The organism is Massilia sp. IC2-477 (assembly GCF_020707265.1).
GTDB lineage: Bacteria > Pseudomonadota > Gammaproteobacteria > Burkholderiales > Burkholderiaceae_D > Telluria.
The window spans coordinates 535,481-553,915 of the sequence record NZ_JAJFEQ010000002.1 but is presented as its reverse complement, the minus strand read 5'-3'; the positions used below and the strand labels follow the sequence as shown (position 1 = coordinate 553,915).

Below are 18,435 nucleotides of genomic sequence, written 5' to 3'. Positions count from 1 at the left end.
TTCAGAACGCGAAGCAGCTGCAGCCGAAGGCGCCCCAGAAGCCGCCGAAGTCCGACACGGGCACGTTCGACTTGCGCGCGCGGTCGTGGCTGTGGGCGTGCACGCCACAGGGGCCGCTGCACTGGTGCGGCAGGGCCATGTGCGACTGTGCTTGCGGGGCGGTCTTGCGCCAGTGGCCCGGCACCTTCTGCACCGGCGACCATTCCGGCAGCACCGGGATTGGCGCCGGCCCCAGGTCGCTGAATTCGGCGGCGCCATAGACCACCTTGCCGCCCACGATAGTCAAGACCGATTCGATCGCCTTGATGTCCTCCGCATCCACGGTGAAGAAATCGCTTGATAACGCCACCAGGTCGGCCAGCATGCCTTCCTGGATGCGGCCCTTGCGCCCCTGTTCGTTCGAGAACCAGGCACTGCCCGCGGTCCACAGTTCGAGTGCGACGCCGCGGTCGAGCAGGCCGTTCTCGCCGTACAGCGGCAGGCCCCCGACAGTGCGGCCGGTGACCAGCCAGTACAAGGCGGTCCACGGGTTGTAGCTGGCCACGCGGGTGGCGTCGGTGCCGGCGCCCACCGGCACACCCATCTCCAGCATGGTCTTCACTGGTGGGGTGGCTTTTGCAGCTTCGGCGCCGTAGCGGTCGACGAAGTATTCGCCCTGGAAGGCCATGCGGTGCTGGATCGCGATGCCGCCGCCCAGCGCTTTCACGCGCTCGATGTTGGCCGGGCTGATGGTTTCGCAGTGGTCGAACATCCAGTGCAGGCCGTCGAAGGGGATCTCGCGGTTGATCTTCTCGAACACGTCGAGCATGCGGCTGATCGATTCGTCGTAGGTGGCGTGCAGGCGGAACGGCCAGCGCTCGCTCACCAGGTGGCGCACCACCCTTTCCAGTTCGCCTTCCATGCCTTCTGCCAGCTCCGGACGTGGCTCCAGGAAGTCCTCGAAGTCGGCGGCCGAGAACACCAGCATCTCGCCGGCGCCGTTGTGGCGGTAGTAGTCACTGCCCTGCCCCGGCGTCACCATGCCGGTCCAGCGCTGGAAGTCTTCCAGCTCCTGGCCCTTGTTCTGGGTGAACAGGTTGTAGGCGATGCGGATGGTGAGCTGCTCGGCGCGGTCGAGTTCCTCGATCACGTTGTAGTCTTCGGGGTAGTTCTGGAAGCCGCCACCGGCATCGATCGCGCTGGTGATGCCGAGGCGGTTCAGCTCGCGCATGAACTGGCGGGTGGAGTTCACCTGCAGGTCGTAGGGCAGCTTGGGGCCCTTGGCCAGGGTCGCGTACAGGATCATCGCGTTGGGACGGGCGATCAGCATGCCGGTAGGGTTACCGCTGGCGTCGCGCTGGATCTCGCCGCCGGGCGGGTTCGGCGTGTCCCTGGTGTAGCCGACGGCGCGCAGGGCGGCGCGGTTGAGCAGCGCGCGGTCGTACAGGTGCAGGATGAACACCGGGGTGTCGGGCGCGGCGGCGTTGATCTCTTCCAGGGTCGGCATGCGCTTTTCCGCGAACTGGAATTCGTTCCAGCCGCCCACCACGCGCACCCACTGCGGGTTCGGGGTACGGTCAGCCTGGTCCTTCAGCATGCGCAGCGCATCTGCCAGGGAGGGCACGCCTTCCCAGCGCAGTTCCAGGTTGTAGTTCAGGCCACCGCGGATCAGGTGCAGGTGCGAATCGTTCAGGCCGGGGATGACGGTGCGGCCGTTCAGGTCGATCACCTGGCTGCCCGCCTGTGCGAAGCGCATCACGTGTTCACGGTCGCCCACGGCGAGGAAGCGGCCGTCCTGGATGGCGACGGCGCTGGCCTGCGGGCGGGCGCGGTCGAGGGTGGCGAACTTGCCGTTGACGAGGATGAGCGGCGCGGCGCTCGGGGTGGACTGTGCTTGCATGCTGTCTGCTCCTGGCTGGATGGCGGCGGTCCGCCCTGGGGCGGACCGGAACTCGTTGTACTTAGCGGACCGGGGCCGGCACCGGCGCCAGCACTTCGTTTGTGCCCTGGTTGCGTGCCGCTGCCTTGTGGACCATGGTGTAGGCATAGTCCACGCCCATGCCATAGGCGCCCGAGTGTTCGGTGACGATCTTGATGACGGCGTCGTAGGTGTCGCGGTGCGCCCAGTCGCGCTGCCACTCCAGCAGCACCTGCTGCCAGGTGACCGGGACCACACCGGCCTGCACCATGCGCTGCATCGCGAAGTCATGGGCGTCCTTCGAGGTGCCGCCCGAGGCGTCGGCCACCATGTAGATCTCGTACTCGCCTTCCAGCATGGCGCACAGGGCGAAGGTGGTGTTGCAGACTTCGGTCCACAGGCCGGCCACGATGACCTTCTTCTTGCCGTTGCGGGCCAGCGCGTCGCGCACCTTCTGGTCGTCCCAGGAATTCATCGAGGTGCGCTCGAGGATCGGGTGGTCCGGGAACACGTCCAGGATTTCCGGGTAGGTCTTGCCGGAGAAGGACTCGGTCTCGACGGTGGTGATGATGGTCGGGATATTGAAGGCCTTGGCTGCCTTGGCCAGGCCGACCACGTTGTTCTTCAGGGTCTGGCGGTCGATCGACTGCACGCCGAAGGCCATTTGCGGCTGGTGGTCGATGATGATCAGCTGCGAGTTTTCCGGGGTCAGGACTTCCAGTTTAGCGTTGCTCATGATGTTCTCCTTCAGTAAATGTTGGACTGCGGTTGGACTTCAGTTCTTGCTATCGTCTTTGGCGTTCGACACGCCGGTGATACGGGGCTGGCATTCGCTGGCGAACCAGGCTTTGGTAATCGGTACGCCTTCGATCACGCGCTTGGCGACCGGGACCACCTGTTCGCCGATCAGCATGCCGAGCAGTCCGACCAGGGCGATGGCCGGTGGCGCCGGCGAGCGGACGTTGATCAGTCCATACAGGATTCCTGCGAGGATGCCGGCGCCGAGAGAAATCAGGTACATGATCAGCTCCTTGTTCTATGTGAATACCATCGAAGGTTTCGATGCTCCAGGAACAGTGATTCCCTGCTCCTTATCGCTCGTTTTGTCGATGCGATGGAGTCATTATGCGTGGCTAAAACTGAAATGAAAAACGGATAATTTGCAGCTATACAATCGAAATTTTCGAATGTTCTCGTGCAGGGGCGCGGGCCGGACGGCCGCTCGGGATGCGATTGCATCCTTGCCGTATGCTGCGACGGGGATGCAAGGGAAGCAAGTTAAAACAAGTTAACGAACGTGAAAAGAAAACGGGCGCCAGAGGCGCCCGTAAGTTCAGTCGATCTGCGTGGATCAGGGGACGTTGCGCTTGACCACGTTACCGCCCAGGATCACCACCGCCGGAGCTTCCAGCAGCTGCACATTCACGGTCGGGTCGCCCTGCACCGCCACCATGTCGGCGAAGCGGCCGGCCTCGACGATGCCGACATCGCTGCGGCCCAGCGCCTCGGAGGCATTGATGGTCGCGGCCTGGATGGCCTGCACCGGCGTCATGCCGTACTTCACCATCACCGCGAACTGCTTGCCGTTGCCGCCGTGCGGGTGCACGCCGGCGTCGGTGCCGAACACCATCTTGACGCCGGCCGCGTGCGCCTTCCTGAAATTCTGGCGCTGGATTTCCGTCACCTCGCGGTCCTTGCGCAGGTTGTCTTCCAGCACGCCGTTCTTCTTGCCTTCCGCCGCCGTGTAGTCGCCGTTGTAGATGTCCATCGACAGCCAGGCGCCGTGCTTCTTCGCCAGGGCGATGCCTTCGTCGTCGATCAGGCTGGCATGCTCGATGGTGGTGACGCCGGCGCGGATCGCGTCCTTGATGCCGGCCGCGCCGTGCGCATGGGCCGCCACCTTCAGGCCCCATTGCGCAGCCTCCTCGACCGCGGCGCGCAGCTCGGCCAGGTTCATCTGCTGCTGGCCCGGTTCGGTGTTACGCGAGAACACGCCGCCGGTGGCGCAGACCTTGATCACCTGGGCGCCATACTTGCGCAGCGCGCGCACCGACTTGCGCACTTCCTCGGGGCCGTCGGCGTTGTACGGGTTCTTCTCTTGCATCGAGGGCGGGAAGTAGGTGCTGTCGCAGTGGCCGCCGGTCGCCCCGAAGGACCAGGCGGCCGGAACGATGCGCGGGCCGCGCACCTTGCCGGCGGCGATCGCCTGGCCCAGGCCGACGTCGTTCCAGTCCGAGGCGCCGACGTTGCGCACTGTGGTGAAGCCTGCGTCCAGGGTCTTGCCGGCATGGGTGACGGCGAGTGCCGACCAGAAGCGGTCGTTGTATTCGAGGTTGCTGTAGCCGCCGTAGGTGGGGTCGGAATCCAGGTGGACGTGCATGTCGATCAGTCCCGGCACCAGGGTCATGCCCGGCAGGGCGATGCGGTCGGCGCCGCCACCGGCGGGAGCACTGCTGTTCGGCTTGACGCTGACGATGCGGCCGTCGCGCACCAGGATTTCCGGGTTCTGCACCAGGCGTCCGGTGCGCACGTCGAGCAGGCGGTCGGCGGTGATGGTGACCTCGGCGGCCTGGGCGGCGGACCAGCTCAGGGCGGCCAGGCAAGCGAGGGCAAGACGGGACAGGACATGGGTGCGATTCAAGAGCTACCTCCGGTGCGTTGTAGATTTAACAGCTAGCAACTTTATACCGGGATATGCATGGACCGTCCAGCACGCGATGCGCCATAAAAAAAATGCCGCATCGCTGCGGCCTTACTGGACTTGGGGCGGCGGGCCGACCGGGCTGCCCACCGAGCGCGTTGGCGGCGGCATCTGCACCTGGTTCGGCGGCGGCGGGTTCTGGCCCTGCTGCTGGTTGGGCTGGGCAGGCAGGGTCCCGTCCGCGTTTGGCTCCGGCACGTAGCCCGCCGGTACCGCATTTTCCGGGGTAGTCGGGGTGCCGCTTGGCGCGCCGCCCGGCGGCGGCACCGATTGCATGGTCGGCGGCGCAGCCACCACGCCCGGCGAGGTCTGCGGCTCGACGCCGGGCGCCGGCGCCGCGGCCACTGGCGCCGGTCCCACGACCGGCGGAGCCGCCATGCCGCCCGGGCTACCTGCCGTGCCGGTATCCGGCGCCAGATCGACCCGTTTCATGACGCCGCCCTCGGACAGCATCACGTAGCGTGCGTGCACTTCTGCCACGGTCACGCCCGGCACGATCTCGCGGCCGATGCGCACCGCCTTTGGCGGCGATCCCTCGGCTACCAGGATCACGGCGCTGTTGGCGCCGGCCGCGATGACGCCGGTCAGCTGGTAGTTCGAGATCGCCACCGCGGTCGGCTGGCCGCCGAACAGGTAGGCAGCCGCTTCCGGACTCGGTTCGGCCTGGGCCACGGCGGGCGGTGGCGCCAGCGGGCGCTGCTCGGGCTTGTACAGCTGCAGGAACCAGTAGGCGATCGAGGCCACCAGCAGGACCAGCGCGAGCAGGGTGAAGAGGAGAGGCAAACGCTTGTTCATGGTTTCCTTGTTATTTTTTTCTCAGCGCACCAGCTGGTTGATCTCGATGATCGGCATCAGCACCGCCAGCACGATCAGCAGCACGACCAGGCCCATGGCCAGGATCAGCACCGGCTCGAGCAGGCCCGCGATGGTCAGCGTGCGGCGCTCGAGGTCGGCCTGCTGCGAATTGGCGGCGCGCTCGAGCATGGCGGGCAGTTCGCCGGTGATCTCGCCGGCGCGGATCATGTGCACCAGCATCGGCGGGAAGTGCTTCTGCGCCGACAGCGCGCGCGCCAGGCTCACGCCTTCGCGCACGCTGGCGGTGGCCTGTTCGACCAGTTCGCGCATCGCCACGTTCGACAGGGTGTCGCGGCTGGTGTCGAGCGCGCGCAGGATGGGCACACCGGAACCGGTGGTGATCGCCAGCGTGCTGGCAAAGCGCGCCGTGTTCAGGCTGCGCTCGAACTTGCCGTACACGGGGGCATTCAGCAGCCAGGTATGCCAGCGGCGCTTCAGGTCCGGGTTGCGCAACGCGCGCCGCCACAGCCAGAACGCGCCGATGAGCAGGATCGCGACGTAGATGCCGTAGGCGCGCACGAAGTCGGAGATCGCCAGCATCATCACGGTGAGGAAAGGCAGCTTCTGCTTGGTGTTGGCGAACACCGAGACGATCTGCGGCACCACGTAGGTGAGCAGGAAGATGACGATGGCAAAGGCGACCACGGTGACGATGGCCGGATAGGTAAACGCCAGGCGCACCTTCTGCACCAGGGCGTTGCGGCGTTCGATGTAGTCGGCCAGGCGCGACAGCACGCGCGCCAGCTGGCCGATCTGCTCGCCCGAGGAGACCAGGGCGCGGTAGATCTCGGCGAAGTCGCGCGGGTGGCGCGACAGCGCGCTCGAGAACGACACGCCGCCCATCACTTCGGAACGGATCGAGGCGATCAGGTCGCGCACGTAGGGACGCTCGGCCTGTTCCAGCAGGGCGGTGAACGCCTGCTCCAGCGGCAGGCCCGCTTCCAGCAGGCTGGCCAGCTGGCGCGTGAACAGGGCCAGCTCGACCTGGGACAGGCGCTCGCCCAGGCCGCGCGAACGGGCCACGCCCGCTTCGTCGACCTGGGCCGCGATCTGTTCGACCGACAGCGGCGTCAGGCCCTGCACGCGCAGGTCGGCGCGCGCCGAGCGCGGGCTGTCGGCGTTGAGCACGCCCTTCTTGGTCGCGCCGCCGGCGTCGACGGCTTCGTAGCGAAATGCCGGCATGGGCTTCCCTTAATCCTTGGTCACACGCACCAGCTCGGCGCGCGTGGTGGTGCCGTCCTGCAGCCAGCGCTCGCCGTCCTCGCGCATGGTCTTCATGCCGGCTTGTTGCGCCGTGTCGCGGATCTCGGCTTCCGAGGCCTGGTTGTGGATCTGGGCCCGGATTTCCTCGGTGGTCTCGAGCAGCTCGTAGACGCCGACGCGGCCGTGGTAGCCGGTGTGGCCGCAGCGTTCGCAGCCCACCGCGTGCCAGCCGCTGGCATCGCTGACCTTGCAGTGCACGCAGAGTTTGCGCACCAGGCGCTGCGCCATCACGCCCAGCAAAGATGACGATAGCAGGAACGGTTCGATGCCCATGTCCAGCAGGCGGGTCACGGCCGAGGCCGCGTCATTGGTGTGCAGGGTCGCCAGCACCAGGTGGCCGGTGAGCGAGGCCTGCACCGCGATCTGCGCCGTTTCCAGGTCGCGGATCTCGCCGATCATGATCACGTCCGGGTCCTGGCGCAGGATGGCGCGCAGGGCCTTGGCGAAGGTCATGTCGATACGGGCGTTGACCTGGGTCTGGCCGACGCCGTTGAGGTCGTATTCGATCGGGTCTTCCACCGTCATGATGTTGGTGGTGGCCGCGTTCAGGCGCGACAGCGCCGCGTACAGCGTGGTCGTCTTACCGGAACCGGTCGGGCCCGTGACCAGCACGATGCCGTGCGGCTGGTTGATCAGGCGGTCGAACTGTGGCAGCAGCGCCGGGCTCATGCCCAGGTGGCTCAAGTCCAGGCGCCCCGCTTCCTTGTCGAGCAGACGCAGCACGGCGCGTTCGCCATGCCCGGTCGGCAGGGTCGAGACGCGCACGTCGACCGGCTTGCCGCCGATGCGCAGGGTGATGCGGCCGTCCTGCGGCAGGCGCTTCTCGGCGATGTCGAGCTGCGACATGATCTTGATACGCGAGATCAGGGAAGCGTGGATGGCCTTCTTGGGCCGCACGATGTCGCGCAGCGCGCCGTCGACGCGGAAGCGCACCACCGAGGTCTGTTCGAAAGGCTCGATGTGGATATCGGACGCGCCTTCGCGCAGCGATTGCGTCAGCAGCGCGTTGATCATGCGGATGACCGGAGCGTCGTCCGAGGATTCCAGCAGGTCTTCGATGGCCGGCACGTCCTGCAGCAGGCGCGTAAGGTCGAGGTCGGCGTCGAATTCGTCGACCACCTGCGAAGCGTCGCCGCCGGTGCCGGCATAGGCCTTGGCGATGGCGTCGTCGAGCTCGCCGCGGTCGAGGCGGCGCAGGGTGATGCGGCCGAAACGGCGCGAGACTTCCGCGATCGCGGCCGGGGCCGTGGCGCCGGAGACGAGGACTTCGATCGCCTGGCCCGGTTCGTCTCCACCGCGCGCCAGCACGCCGTGGTCACGGGCAAAGGCGAAAGGCAACAAATTGTTCATGGTCAGCTTATTTCTGGTTCGATGGCGTCACTGGCCGAAATTGCGACGCGGGCTGTTTGCCCTGCTGTCCCTGCGGAACAGACTGGCCGCTGGCGGCGCCCGGCGCACTGCCGGCGGCCGGGGCGGTCTGGGCCGGCGCGGTCGCCATGGTGCCGCCGACGGGCGGCTGGCCATTGGTCAGCGGCGGCAGCGACGGAGCACCGAGGTTGCGCATCAGGATCGTCTCGTCCTGCGATGCCTGGCCCGCGGCGCCGGCGGCGCGCATGTATTCGTAGCGGTCCATGGCGAGCGAACTCGAGGCTTCCTTGCTGCGCACCACGACGGGGCGCAGGAACACCATCAGGTTGGTCTTGGTCCGGGTGCGGTTGCGGTACTTGAACAGGTTGCCCAGCACCGGAATGTCGCCCAGGCCGCGTACTTTCTCTTCGCCATCGCCTTCGGTGTCCTCGATGAGGCCGCCAAGGACGATGATCTGGCCGTCGTCGGCCAGCACATTGCTTTCGATCGCGCGCACGTTGGTGGTCAGGCCCGAGGGGGCATTCCGGGTTGCCGGGTCGACGCTCGAATTTTCGTGGTAGATCGCCATCTTGATCGTACCGCCTTCCGAGATTTGCGGGCGCACCTTGAGCAGCAGGCCGACGTCGCGGCGGTCCACGGTCTGGAAGGGGTTGCCGCCGCCGGTCGCGGCCGTGGTCGTGTACGAACCGGTAATGATCGGCACGTTCTGGCCGACCTTGATCGTCGCCAGCTCGTTGTCCAGCGTGATCATATTCGGTGTCGACAAGATGTTGCTGTTGCCGTCGTTTTCAAGGGCGCGCGCCACCGCGCCGAGGCCGAGCTCGCCTCCCACCTGGCGGAACAGGCCGAAGGTCAGGCCGCCCGGTATGGTCGGCACGGAAGTGCCCGACAGACCCTGGCGCGCGGCCGCGGCCAGGTTGACGATGTTGCTGCCCTGGGCGCCGCCGGTGAAGGACTGGACGCCGCCGACGCGGTACTTGCTGTCGCTGTCGCCCGAGGCGCCAATCCATTGCACCCCGAATTCGGAGGCCTTGTTGGCATTCACCTCGACCACGAGCGCCTCGATGTAGACCTGGGCGCGGCGTACGTCGAGCTGGTCGATGACGTTGCGCAGGTTGCGGTAGACCGCGTCCGGTGCGGTGATGATCAGGCTGTTGGTCGAGGCGTCGGCCTGGATGAAGCCCGAACCCTGGCCGCCGCCGGCGCCGCCGGCCGTCAGCTGGCTCTGCTGGCCGTAGGTATTGCCGGTGCCGGCCATGCCAACGCTGCTCTGCTGGCCCTGCTGGCCGCCGAGTCCGCCCTGGCCGCCCTGCCCTCCGGTCGAGCCGGCCTGGATCGAGCCGCCCGAGGTGCCCTGCTGCTGCACCGGCACGGCGGAGGCGTCCTGCGAGACCACGGCGCGCAGGGTCTGGGCCACGCGGCTGGCGTCGGCGTTCTTCAGGTAAACGACGTGGATGTTGCCCTGGCTCGAGGTCTGCTGGTCGAGACGCGCGATCAGCGACTTGGCCAGGTTGGCGCGCGCCTGCGAGGGGGCGCGGATCACCACCGAATTGGTGCGCGGGTCGGCCAGCACGGTGACGCGGCCGGAGTCGCCGCCGGCCGCTGGTTCCATCAGGCGGGTGACGAGGGTGGCGACGTCGGAGGCGATCGCGTTGCGGATCGGGACCACGTCGAGGTCGGCCGCCACCGGCGTATCGAGCGCTCCGATGATCTTGGCCAGGCGACGCAGGTTGTCGGCGTAGTCGGTGATGACCAGGGTGTTGTTGCCCGGGTTCGCCATGATGGAATTGTTCGGCGAAATCAGCGGACGCAGCACGGCGGTGAGGTTGGCCGCCGATTCATACGACAGGTAGAACACCTGCGTCGCGATCTGGTCGCCGGTGGCGCGGCTGGCGCGCACGCCGCCGACCTGGGTCGGCGAGGACTGGGCCTTGGCTTCGGCTTCCGGCACCACCTTGGCATAGCCGTCGCCGCTGGTGACCACCGCGTAGCCCTGCAGGCGCAGGGTCGAGGTGAGCAGGGCGAAGGCCTGGGTCTTGCTCAGCGATTTTTCCGACACCAGGGTGATCGTGCCCTTTACGCGCGGATCGATGATGAAGGTCATGCCGGTGTAGTGGCCGATCGCCTTGATCACCGATTCGATGTCGGCGTTGACGAAGCTGAGCGCCGCGGCGTTCGCCGTTTCCTGCGCCAGTACGGGCGCCACGGGCACCGTGGTCGCGGCGAAGCAGCACAGCATGGCGCCAGCGGCCAGGCGGCGCAGCGCCGGCAGGCGGGAGTTGTTGCGGACGACGGTGGTACGGGAATTGTTGGTCATTATCTGAACTCGAGTGCGATTATGTTTTTGCCGTTCACCATGCGGCGCTGGCCCAGCAGGTTGAGCATGTTGCCCAGCGTCTGTTCGTATCCCTCGGCGGCCGAGGCCTGGCCGGAAAAGCGCAGGCGTCCGTTCTGCAGCATACCCGAGCCCGTCAATACAAGCGCACCGCGCACGGTACGCAAATTGAGGTCGGCCTGGCTGCCGCGCCAGTCGAATGCCATTTCATAGCTGCCCAGCGGCCGCACGGGCGACATGCGCGAACCCATGTCGGTCATGGTCAATACCGTACGGCCTTGCACCGTCACCGTATTGGGCTGGCGCAGCAGGTCGAGCGTATTCCAGACCAGACGGATGGTGCCGCTCGGCGCGAGCGTGTTGAGCGGGGCGCCCAGGCCGGCCAGGCCTTCGGCCGGCAGCAGCAGTTCGCCGCTGCTCACCTGCCATTGCGACCAGCTGCCGTCGATACGGACCGGGCGCGCCAGCGCTTGCGGGTTTTCCAATTCCACGTGGACTTGGCCCAGGAGCACCAGTGGCGACAGGCGCCAGGCAAAGCGTCCCGGCAGCAGCGGCGTCACGGCGCCGCCCTCGCCCGGCGCGCCGCCGATGAACGCTGAGCCGTTCCAGAGCGTACCCTGCGCATCCCCCAGAGTCAAACGACCGCCGGTCTGCTTCTCGACCATCGGTCCGAGCCAGGTAGCCGGCAGGAATGCCAGTACCGTGACGAGGACGGCCAGGATGATCGGCAGCAGCCACAGGAGCAGGCGCTTCATTGAGCCGTCGCGCTGGCCTGGCGCAGCGTCAGGGTGGCGTCGACCTGTCCTTCCGCAGCCAGGGCGGTGAAGGTGGCGTCCTGCACCTGCACCCGGTTCTCGCGCCGCTGGGCGTCGAGCCAGGACACCAGGTTGGCGAAGGACACCGCATTGAACTGGAGCTTGGCGTATTCGCCCGTCATGGTGAGCGAGCCCGCCTTCAGGCCGCGCTGGGCCATGCTGGCATTCAAAAGCTCGGCCGTCATGGGCGGCACCTGGGGCGCCGGGCTGGCGGCCAGGGACTGCGCCTCGGCTGCCATGCTCTGCAGCTGGGCGGCCTGCTGGCGCAGCGCCGGCAGCGAGCGGCGCAGGTTGTCCCGCCCTTCGAGGGCGGGCGCCAGCAGCAGCCCGTAGACGAGCGCGACCAGGACCACGGCCCCGCCGACGGTGAGGAACTTGCGCTCCTGGTCGGTGCGCCCGAGCCACCAGGCGAGCGCACGCTCGCGCAGGGCGCCGGTCTTGGCGCGGAAATTGGTGACGGCGTTCATGGTGCGGCTCCTGCTGCTGCATTCGATCCCGGCGCAGGCGCCGGCGCGGCGCCGGTGCTGCGGATGACCCAGGTGGCGGGTGGCGTTTCTTCCAGACTCAGGTTGCGTGCGCCGAGGGCGGCGCGCAGCTGGCCGGTAGAAGCGGGATCGACCGATTCGGGCCGCACGCGCACCGTGAGGGCGCGGTCGCGGAACTCCATCGAGGCGATGGCCGGCGGGCGGCCGAGGTTGCGCACGGTCTCGCCAAAGGTGCCCGCGATCCAGCCGAACTCCTCCTGGCCGACCTGGCCGCTGGCGGCCTTGGCGCGCGCGATGTTCTGGCGCATCTGGGCCACCGGATCGATCACCGGCTGGTTCGGGTAGGCGCTGCGGAAGGTCTGGTCCATGCTTTGGCGCACCGCGTCGGCTTCGCGTTTCAGGCGCAGCCATTCGATGTTGATGCCGATGATGTTGACCACGATGGCGGCGATGGCCAGGCGGATCGGCCAGCGCCAGCGGCTCCAGTCGCGCTGGGCCACGCCGGCGGTGCCCAGGCCCGGCACCAGGTCGAGGGTGCTGCTCTTGCTACCTGCGATCCAATGTTCCCATGCATCGCTTTCCAGCGTGATGCCGGGGCCGGCTTCCGCCAGCAGCACCTGGTATTCGCCCCGCTGTTCCGGCGGCACGAACAGGATCAGGGGCGCGTCGCCGGCCAGCGCGCGCGCTGTCTGCAGCGTGAGCGTCGGGTTGCCGTCCAGGGCCAGGCCCAGGCCTTCGTATTGTCCCTGGCGCAGCAGCAGTTCGTTGCTGCCGATGGCGGCGCTGACGCTGCCCGGCATCAATGGCAGGCACAGCTGCGCAGGCATGGCCGCGACAGCGCGCGCGCCCATGCCGAGCAGTGCCCGCACCAGCGGCTCGAGCCAGTCGCGCTGGACCACGCCGACCGGACGGCGCCCGTCCGGCAGGGCGGGACCGGCCACCAGCACGCAGTCGAGCGGGTCGCCCAGGATATGTTCTTCGACCAGGGCCGGCAGCGCCGCGCGCAGGCGCGCGCCGGAGAGCGGCGGGGCCTGGACCGGCAGCAAGGTGACGTCGGCGCCGGCCAGCAGCAGCACCACGCGGCGGCTGGCGGCGACCGCGTCGCCCAGGTTGCGCAGCAGGCCTTCGCCCTGCTGCGCGATGCTGCCGTTGTCGAGCACCACCGCAAAGCGGCACAACGCGCCCTCGCCTTCCGCGCGAGCCGGGTGCCGAATATAAAGAGTAGTCAAACTGTCTCGCTTTCTTCTAGTTCTGGCGGGTCCAGATCACTCGGGTGCCGCCGCCGACGGTGGGTACGGGAGTACGCTGGATCAGCGACTCCGCGTTCAGCGCCGCGCGGTCGAGCCGGATACGGCTCTGTACGATAAACCAACTGCTCTTGATGTCCCATGTCGTTTCGGGCAAGTCCTGGCCCGTGTTGGCCTGGCTTGCAAATTCCGCCGGCGTACGCCATGCCGCCGTCTTGCGCCGCGCCACCAGGCTGTTGGCCTGGGACAGCGACATCCCCGGCACGATCGCCGCCAACAGCTCGGCCGGCACGGTATTCACGTTCAGCCTCGTCGCCTCTGCACCCGACGGCAGCACGATCAGGAAGGGCCGCAGCTGCGCCAGGATCTGCGGCGTCACCCCCTGCACCACCAGCAGGTCGTCCACCTGCAGCAGCGGGATCGGCACGCCGTTCACGGGCGGTACCGGCGGCAGGGTCGTTGCCGGCGGCGGCGGAGGCGGCGTTCCCGGGTTGTTCGGATCCGCCGGCGCCGCCACCTGCTGCCCCTGGGCGACGAAGTTGGCGACCCGGTTGCCCAGGCGCGCGTCCAGGCGCAGGTTGTCCAGCAGCCGTTCGAAGATGCGCACCTGTGCCTCGTCCTTGACACGGTCGCGCGCGAGGTTGGCCAGATTGTAACGCGACGTGGCGTCAATAATGTTACCGGACAATGTCGCGTCAAAATTTTCACCTTGGACCCGTTCGCGTTCGATGTACTGGTCGAGGCGGGTTTCGGCCAGGGGCGTGGCCCAGACCTGGTCGAGCGAGGTGTACTGCGAGGTATAGGCGTCCTGGCGCAGCACCAGGCTGGCCCAGTCGAGGGCGCCGCGCAGGATCCACTTGGTCTGCAGGTGCAGGCGCTGGTTTTCCATGGAGCGCACCTGCACCTGCTGCTGCCAGAACAGGCTGGCGACGATCGAGATGGCCAGCGTGGTGAGCAGCAGCGCGGTGACGACCGCGACGCCGCGCTGGCGAGTCAGGTTGTAGCGGCGCATCAGGTGCCTCCCAGCAGGAAGGACTTGACCATCGGCTGGGCCAGGCCGGCGGCGGTCAGGCCGACCTGGATGCCTTCGGGGTCGGGCGCCGCGGTGCCGTCGGTGACGGCCTGGGCTTCCTTGCGCCAGGCATTGTTCTGCCAGGCCTGGATCTGCATGGCGGCCACGCCGGTCTGCAAGGCCACCGGCGGCGCAACGTCGGACGGCGCATCGCTCGCGGCCGCCTGCCACAGGCCTTCGAGCTGGGTCAGGTCGCGCGTGCCGCGCGATTCGCGCCGCACCAGGGTGCCGCCGGCAACGCGGTAGGACACCACCACCAGTTGCGAGGGTTCGTTTTCGTTATAGGTCTTGCGCACCAGCACCAGCCGGTCGTCAGCCCATTGCAGGTTGGGCCGGCGGCCGATGATCTCGCGTCCGGCCAGGTGTTCGCAGTCGCTCTGCATCTGGGCAAAGGCCAGCTGCATGCCGCGCGTGACTTCCATCTGTTCGGTCAGGGCGATGCGGGCGCGCACGATGCCGTCCAGGCCGCGCCAGCCGAGCACGGCCAGGATGGCGAGGATGCTGATCGCCACCAGCAGCTCGACCAGCGTAAAGCCGCGGCGGCGGATATGAATGGACGGGGTCATGTGCTTCATGTGCGAGATGGCCTCAACACAAGCTGAACCAGTTTGACGATGCGGCGCTCCGGACGTTCGGCGTCGAACACCGAGACTTCGATCCGGCGCAATTGCGGGTTCGGGCTGGTCAGCACTTCCTCCTCGCAGACCAGGTTCAGCTCGCCCTGCGCACAGGGAAAACTGCGCTTGCCGACTTCGGGGAATTCCTTGCCCAGGCGGATTTGCACCAGGCGGTTCTCGGCCGACCAGGTGGCCATCATGGAGGCGCGCAGGCCGTCGCTGTTGGCGGTCAGGCTGCCGACCGCGCGCAGGCCGGCGCCGAGCGCGGTGCCGACGATGACGAGGGCGACCAGCACTTCGAGCAGGGTGAATCCGCGTTGGGGGCATGGGCGCATGGTGGGCTTCCTATTCGACCGTGAAGTGACCGACGCCGTCGGCGCGGATCGCGACCGCGTTGCCGCCGGTGGCCAGGGTCAGCACGAAGGGCTTGTCGACCGGTTCGCGTCCGAAGGTGATGCGCACGGTACTAGGATCGCTGCTGGCGGTCGGCTGCAGCACCAGCTGCAGCGGAGCGCCGCGGAAAGTGCGTTCGCGCAGCAGGTCGTCGCGCGTGACCGGCTCCCAGCCGGTGTCGTTGCGCACCACGAAGCGGTAGCGCTCGCCGTTGGCCTCGAAGGCCACCTGGCGGTTGCGCACGATGGCTTCGTCGCGCGCCAGCTGTAGCAGCAGGGCCAGGCGCTGGGCTTCCTGCTGCAGGTCCTGGCGCGGCGAGGGGATGGCGTTGAGCGAAGCGAGGCCCAGCGTGATGCCGATGATGACCATCACGACCAGCAGCTCCACCAGGGTGAAGCCGGCACTGCGTGCAGGGGCGCCCAGGGCCCGCATCAGGTTTATTCCCAGGAACCGACGTCGGCATCCTCGCCGGTGCCGCCAGGCTGGCCGTCGGCGCCCAGCGACATGATGTCCACTTCGCCATGGATGCCTGGCGACAGGTACTGGTAGGCATTGCCCCATGGGTCTTTCGGCAGCTTTTCCATGTAGCCGCCGGCCTTCCAGCCGTTGGCGGCCGGGCCCGCGGTAGGTTTGGTGATCAGGGCCTGCAGGCCCTGCTCGGTGCTCGGGTAGCGCTGGTTGTCGAGCTTGTAGAGCTTGAGCGCCTGCATCATGGTGGCGATGTCGGTCTTGGCAGCGGTCACGCGCGCTTCACCGGTACGACCCAGCAGTTTCGGCACGACCAGGGCGCCCAGGATGCCGATGATGACCACGACGACCATGATCTCGACCAGGGTGAAACCGCCGGCGCGGCGCTGCTTGCTTTGCGAATCAATGTGCATGGATGCTCTTCGTAAAATAGGTCGGTGGGAGACTGACAGTATAAGCCACCCTGTCTGCACGGGCTACCACGTGCACCGGAGAAATTCTACCCAGCGGCCCGGTTTAATTCTGTCTTAAAGAGGTCTTGTTTTTGTACTCATTGTGCGCCGGGTTGGCCCGTTTCGCACACACTGGACAGGCGGGATTGCGCGCGACTTTGACGCCGCTCCACTCCATGGCGCGGCCATCGAGCAGCAGCAGGCGTCCGGCCAGCGGCTCGCCAATGCCGGCCACCAGCTTCATGGCCTCCGCGGCCTGCATGGCGCCCACTACCCCGACCAGGGGAGCGAACACGCCCATAGTGCTGCAGGCAACATCTTCAAAATTGCTGTCTTCAGGGAACAGGCAGGCATAGCAGGGAGCGTCCGGGCTGCGCGTGTCGAACACGGACAGCTGGCCGTCGAAGCGGATCACGGCGCCGGAGACCAGCGGTTTTCCTTCCTGCACGCAGGCGCGGTTGACAGCGTGGCGGGTGGCGAAGTTGTCGCTGCAGTCGAGCACGACCGTCGCGGCGCGGACCAGCTCGCGCAGGCGTTCGCCGGCGGCGCGTTCCTGCAAGGCCGTGACCTTGATGTCGGGGTTAATAGCGAGCAGGGCTTCGCGGCCGGAGTCGACTTTCGGCTGGCCGATGCGCTGCGTGGTGTGCATGACCTGGCGCTGCAGGTTGGTGAGGTCGACCTCGTCGTCGTCGACCAGGGTGATGTGGCCGATGCCGCCTGAGGCCAGGTACAGGGCCGCCGGCGAACCGAGGCCGCCAGCGCCGATGACCAGGGCGTGGGCGTCGAGCAGGCGCTGTTGGCCGTCGATGCCGATGTCGTCTAGGAGGATGTGGCGGGAGTAGCGCAGGAGTTGGGTGTCGTTCATGCCGCGGACGTGCTTTTGTAGGGTGGGCGGGTTCCCCGCCCACGCGGTGATAGTTGAGGTACGAACAGCCGCACGAGCAACATCACCGTGGGTTGACCGCGTGGGCGGCATAGCCGCCCACCCTACTTCTTAGGCGCCTTGATCTCCGCCGGCTTCTGCTCCGCCCCCGGCAAGGCCTTCGGCGCCGCCGGCTTCAAGGCTTCCGGCTCCGACTTGGCCAGCTCGACCTTCTGCCCCTTGAAGTGATTGATCGCCTGCGCCAGCTGGAAGTCGTCCTTGCTGCCGTAATCCAGCGGCTTGCGGTCTTTCAGCTGGGCGAGCGCGCGCTGCTGGGCCTCGAGCGCTTCTTTCTGGTCCTTGGCGGCCGGCGTCTTTTCGCCCTCGCCCGCCAGGTGGCGCTGCAGGTCGGCTTCGCGCACGCGCAGCACGGCAAGGGCGTCGCCTTCCGCCGTTTCGTCGACGCGCATGTCGGGCACGATGCCGGTGGCCTGGATCGGGCGGCCCTTCGGGGTGTAGTAGCGCGCGGTGGTGAGCTTGACCGCGGTGTCGGGCGAGAGCTGGCGCAGGGTCTGCACCGAGCCCTTGCCGAAAGTCTGGCTGCCCATGATGATGGCGCGCTTGTAGTCCTGCAGGGCCCCGGCCACGATCTCGGAGGCCGAGGCCGAGCCGCCGTTGACCAGCACCACCATCGGCACCGTCTTCAGGCCTGCGGGCAGGCCGGCCAGCGGATCGGCGCCGCGCTGGGCGTAGAACTCGCGGCGGCCGTAAAACTGGTGGTTCGAATCGGGCAGCTGGCCCTTGGTCGAGACGATCAGCTGGTCCTGCTGCGGCAGGAAGGCGGCCGAGACGCCGACCGCACCCGGCAGCAGGCCGCCCGGGTCGTTGCGCAGGTCGAGCACCAGGCCCTTGATCTGCGGGTCTTCGGCATACAGGGCCTTGGCCTTCTTGGCCAGTTCTTCGAGCGTGTTTTCCTGGAACTGGCTGACGCGCAACCAGGCATAGCCCGGCTCGATCATCTTGGCCTTGACGCTGGCGACCGTGATTTCCTGGCGCTGCACCGGCAGCACCCACGGACGGTCCTCGCCGCGGCGGGCGATGGTGAGCGTGACCTTGCTGCCGGCCTTGCCGCGCATGCGCTTGATCGCTTCGTCGAGCGACATGTTGCGTACAGGGACGTTGTCGATGCGGGTGATCAGGTCGCCGGACTTGATGCCGGCCTTGTGCGCGGGCGAATCCTCGATCGGGGCGACGATCTTGACGTAGCCGTCTTCGCTGGCCACTTCGATGCCGACGCCGACGAACTTGCCCTGCACCGCTTCCTTCATCTCCTTGTAGGCCTTCTGGTCCAGGTAGACGGAGTGCGGGTCGAGCGAGGCCACCATGCCGCCGATCGCTTCGGACAGCAGCTTCTTGTCCGAGACCGGTTCGACGTAGTCGGTCTTGATCAGGCCATAGACGTCGGCCAGCTGGCGCAGTTCGTCCAGCGGCAGCGGCGCGCCGGTTTCCTTCTGCGCGTGCGCCGAGAACTGGAAGGAAGAGGCCACGCCGGCCACCATGCCCAGTCCGATCAGTCCGATATTCTTTGCCTTGCCCATGTGTGCT

General features: G+C 67.4%; 18 protein-coding genes. All 18 read right to left on the bottom strand.

All coding sequences use genetic code 11. The annotated features are described in order from the left end of the window. Position 1: 1 nt before the first annotated feature. On the bottom strand, positions 2-1,879 hold the full coding sequence (locus LK542_RS05915; RefSeq protein ID WP_227811168.1) for an amidohydrolase: 1,878 nt from the start codon (positions 1,877-1,879) through the stop codon (positions 2-4). A gap of 61 nt (positions 1,880-1,940) precedes the next feature. Next, positions 1,941-2,633, bottom strand: coding sequence for a hydrolase (locus tag LK542_RS05910; protein ID WP_227811167.1), 693 nt, complete (start codon positions 2,631-2,633; stop codon positions 1,941-1,943). 39 nt (positions 2,634-2,672) lie between these two features. Continuing rightward, the gene (locus LK542_RS05905) at positions 2,673-2,918 is read right to left on the bottom strand and encodes a XapX domain-containing protein (RefSeq protein WP_373889587.1); all 246 of its coding nucleotides are present in this window, start codon (positions 2,916-2,918) and stop codon (positions 2,673-2,675) included. A gap of 330 nt (positions 2,919-3,248) precedes the next feature. Further along, positions 3,249-4,538 (bottom strand): amidohydrolase family protein, encoded by a 1,290-nt coding sequence (locus LK542_RS05900; protein WP_307728921.1) that lies wholly within the window; start codon positions 4,536-4,538, stop codon positions 3,249-3,251. Between the two features lie 111 nt (positions 4,539-4,649). Then, entirely contained in the window at positions 4,650-5,393 is a 744-nt protein-coding gene (locus tag LK542_RS05895) for a hypothetical protein (protein ID WP_227811166.1), read from the bottom strand. Positions 5,394-5,414: 21 nt separating this feature from the next. After that, a complete protein-coding gene (gene gspF, locus LK542_RS05890; RefSeq protein WP_227803245.1) occupies positions 5,415-6,635 on the bottom strand; it encodes a type II secretion system inner membrane protein GspF in 1,221 nt (406 codons plus the stop codon). Between the two features lie 9 nt (positions 6,636-6,644). Beyond that, positions 6,645-8,066, bottom strand: a complete 1,422-nt coding sequence (gene gspE / locus LK542_RS05885) for a type II secretion system ATPase GspE (protein WP_227811165.1) — start codon at positions 8,064-8,066, stop codon at positions 6,645-6,647. Positions 8,067-8,073: 7 nt separating this feature from the next. After that, positions 8,074-10,401 carry a type II secretion system secretin GspD gene (gene gspD / locus LK542_RS05880; protein WP_227811164.1) on the bottom strand — a complete coding sequence of 776 codons (2,328 nt, stop codon included), beginning with the start codon at positions 10,399-10,401 and terminating at the stop codon, positions 8,074-8,076. Beyond that, the gene (gene gspN, locus LK542_RS05875) at positions 10,401-11,174 is read right to left on the bottom strand and encodes a type II secretion system protein N (protein WP_227803248.1); all 774 of its coding nucleotides are present in this window, start codon (positions 11,172-11,174) and stop codon (positions 10,401-10,403) included. The genes gspD and gspN overlap by 1 nt, the downstream gene beginning before the upstream one ends. Continuing rightward, positions 11,171-11,701: a type II secretion system protein GspM gene (gene gspM / locus LK542_RS05870; protein ID WP_227803249.1), complete on the bottom strand. Its 531-nt coding sequence runs from the start codon at positions 11,699-11,701 to the stop codon at positions 11,171-11,173. The genes gspN and gspM overlap by 4 nt, the downstream gene beginning before the upstream one ends. Further along, the gene (gene gspL / locus LK542_RS05865) at positions 11,698-12,948 is read right to left on the bottom strand and encodes a type II secretion system protein GspL (RefSeq protein ID WP_227811163.1); all 1,251 of its coding nucleotides are present in this window, start codon (positions 12,946-12,948) and stop codon (positions 11,698-11,700) included. The genes gspM and gspL overlap by 4 nt, the downstream gene beginning before the upstream one ends. Before the next feature lie 16 nt (positions 12,949-12,964). Continuing rightward, complete coding sequence (gene gspK / locus LK542_RS05860; RefSeq protein WP_227811162.1) at positions 12,965-13,978, bottom strand: type II secretion system minor pseudopilin GspK; 1,014 nt, start codon at positions 13,976-13,978, stop codon at positions 12,965-12,967. Next, positions 13,978-14,613 carry a type II secretion system protein J gene (locus LK542_RS05855; protein ID WP_374040119.1) on the bottom strand — a complete coding sequence of 212 codons (636 nt, stop codon included), beginning with the start codon at positions 14,611-14,613 and terminating at the stop codon, positions 13,978-13,980. The genes gspK and LK542_RS05855 overlap by 1 nt, the downstream gene beginning before the upstream one ends. Then, the gene (gene gspI / locus LK542_RS05850; RefSeq protein WP_227811161.1) at positions 14,610-14,990 is read right to left on the bottom strand and encodes a type II secretion system minor pseudopilin GspI; all 381 of its coding nucleotides are present in this window, start codon (positions 14,988-14,990) and stop codon (positions 14,610-14,612) included. The genes LK542_RS05855 and gspI overlap by 4 nt, the downstream gene beginning before the upstream one ends. Positions 14,991-15,000: 10 nt before the next feature. Continuing rightward, positions 15,001-15,480 carry a type II secretion system minor pseudopilin GspH gene (gene gspH, locus LK542_RS05845; RefSeq protein WP_227811160.1) on the bottom strand — a complete coding sequence of 160 codons (480 nt, stop codon included), beginning with the start codon at positions 15,478-15,480 and terminating at the stop codon, positions 15,001-15,003. Between the two features lie 5 nt (positions 15,481-15,485). Beyond that, positions 15,486-15,929: a type II secretion system major pseudopilin GspG gene (gene gspG, locus LK542_RS05840; RefSeq protein ID WP_227811159.1), complete on the bottom strand. Its 444-nt coding sequence runs from the start codon at positions 15,927-15,929 to the stop codon at positions 15,486-15,488. Positions 15,930-16,032: 103 nt separating this feature from the next. Beyond that, positions 16,033-16,833, bottom strand: a complete 801-nt coding sequence (locus LK542_RS05835; RefSeq protein WP_227811158.1) for a molybdopterin-synthase adenylyltransferase MoeB — start codon at positions 16,831-16,833, stop codon at positions 16,033-16,035. Positions 16,834-16,955: 122 nt separating this feature from the next. Continuing rightward, positions 16,956-18,428, bottom strand: coding sequence for a S41 family peptidase (locus LK542_RS05830; protein ID WP_227811157.1), 1,473 nt, complete (start codon positions 18,426-18,428; stop codon positions 16,956-16,958). Positions 18,429-18,435 lie beyond the last annotated feature (7 nt).

Bases quoted from the DNA above. Each gene is read 5' to 3' on its own strand.
- LK542_RS05835 (WP_227811158.1), bottom strand. From the start codon at position 16,833: ATGAACGACACCCAACTCCTGCGCTACTCCCGCCACATCCTCCTAGAC.
- gspF (WP_227803245.1), bottom strand. From the start codon at position 6,635: ATGCCGGCATTTCGCTACGAAGCCGTCGACGCCGGCGGCGCGACCAAG.
- LK542_RS05895 (WP_227811166.1), bottom strand. From the start codon at position 5,393: ATGAACAAGCGTTTGCCTCTCCTCTTCACCCTGCTCGCGCTGGTCCTG.
- LK542_RS05830 (WP_227811157.1), bottom strand. From the start codon at position 18,428: ATGGGCAAGGCAAAGAATATCGGACTGATCGGACTGGGCATGGTGGCC.
- gspE (WP_227811165.1), bottom strand. From the start codon at position 8,066: ATGAACAATTTGTTGCCTTTCGCCTTTGCCCGTGACCACGGCGTGCTG.
- gspG (WP_227811159.1), bottom strand. From the start codon at position 15,929: ATGCACATTGATTCGCAAAGCAAGCAGCGCCGCGCCGGCGGTTTCACC.
- gspN (WP_227803248.1), bottom strand. From the start codon at position 11,174: ATGAAGCGCCTGCTCCTGTGGCTGCTGCCGATCATCCTGGCCGTCCTC.
- gspD (WP_227811164.1), bottom strand. From the start codon at position 10,401: ATGACCAACAATTCCCGTACCACCGTCGTCCGCAACAACTCCCGCCTG.
- gspI (WP_227811161.1), bottom strand. From the start codon at position 14,990: ATGCGCCCATGCCCCCAACGCGGATTCACCCTGCTCGAAGTGCTGGTC.
- LK542_RS05905 (WP_373889587.1), bottom strand. From the start codon at position 2,918: ATGTACCTGATTTCTCTCGGCGCCGGCATCCTCGCAGGAATCCTGTAT.
- gspH (WP_227811160.1), bottom strand. From the start codon at position 15,480: ATGCGGGCCCTGGGCGCCCCTGCACGCAGTGCCGGCTTCACCCTGGTG.
- LK542_RS05910 (WP_227811167.1), bottom strand. From the start codon at position 2,633: ATGAGCAACGCTAAACTGGAAGTCCTGACCCCGGAAAACTCGCAGCTG.
- gspK (WP_227811162.1), bottom strand. From the start codon at position 13,978: ATGCGCCGCTACAACCTGACTCGCCAGCGCGGCGTCGCGGTCGTCACC.
- LK542_RS05915 (WP_227811168.1), bottom strand. From the start codon at position 1,879: ATGCAAGCACAGTCCACCCCGAGCGCCGCGCCGCTCATCCTCGTCAAC.
- gspM (WP_227803249.1), bottom strand. From the start codon at position 11,701: ATGAACGCCGTCACCAATTTCCGCGCCAAGACCGGCGCCCTGCGCGAG.
- LK542_RS05855 (WP_374040119.1), bottom strand. From the start codon at position 14,613: ATGAAGCACATGACCCCGTCCATTCATATCCGCCGCCGCGGCTTTACG.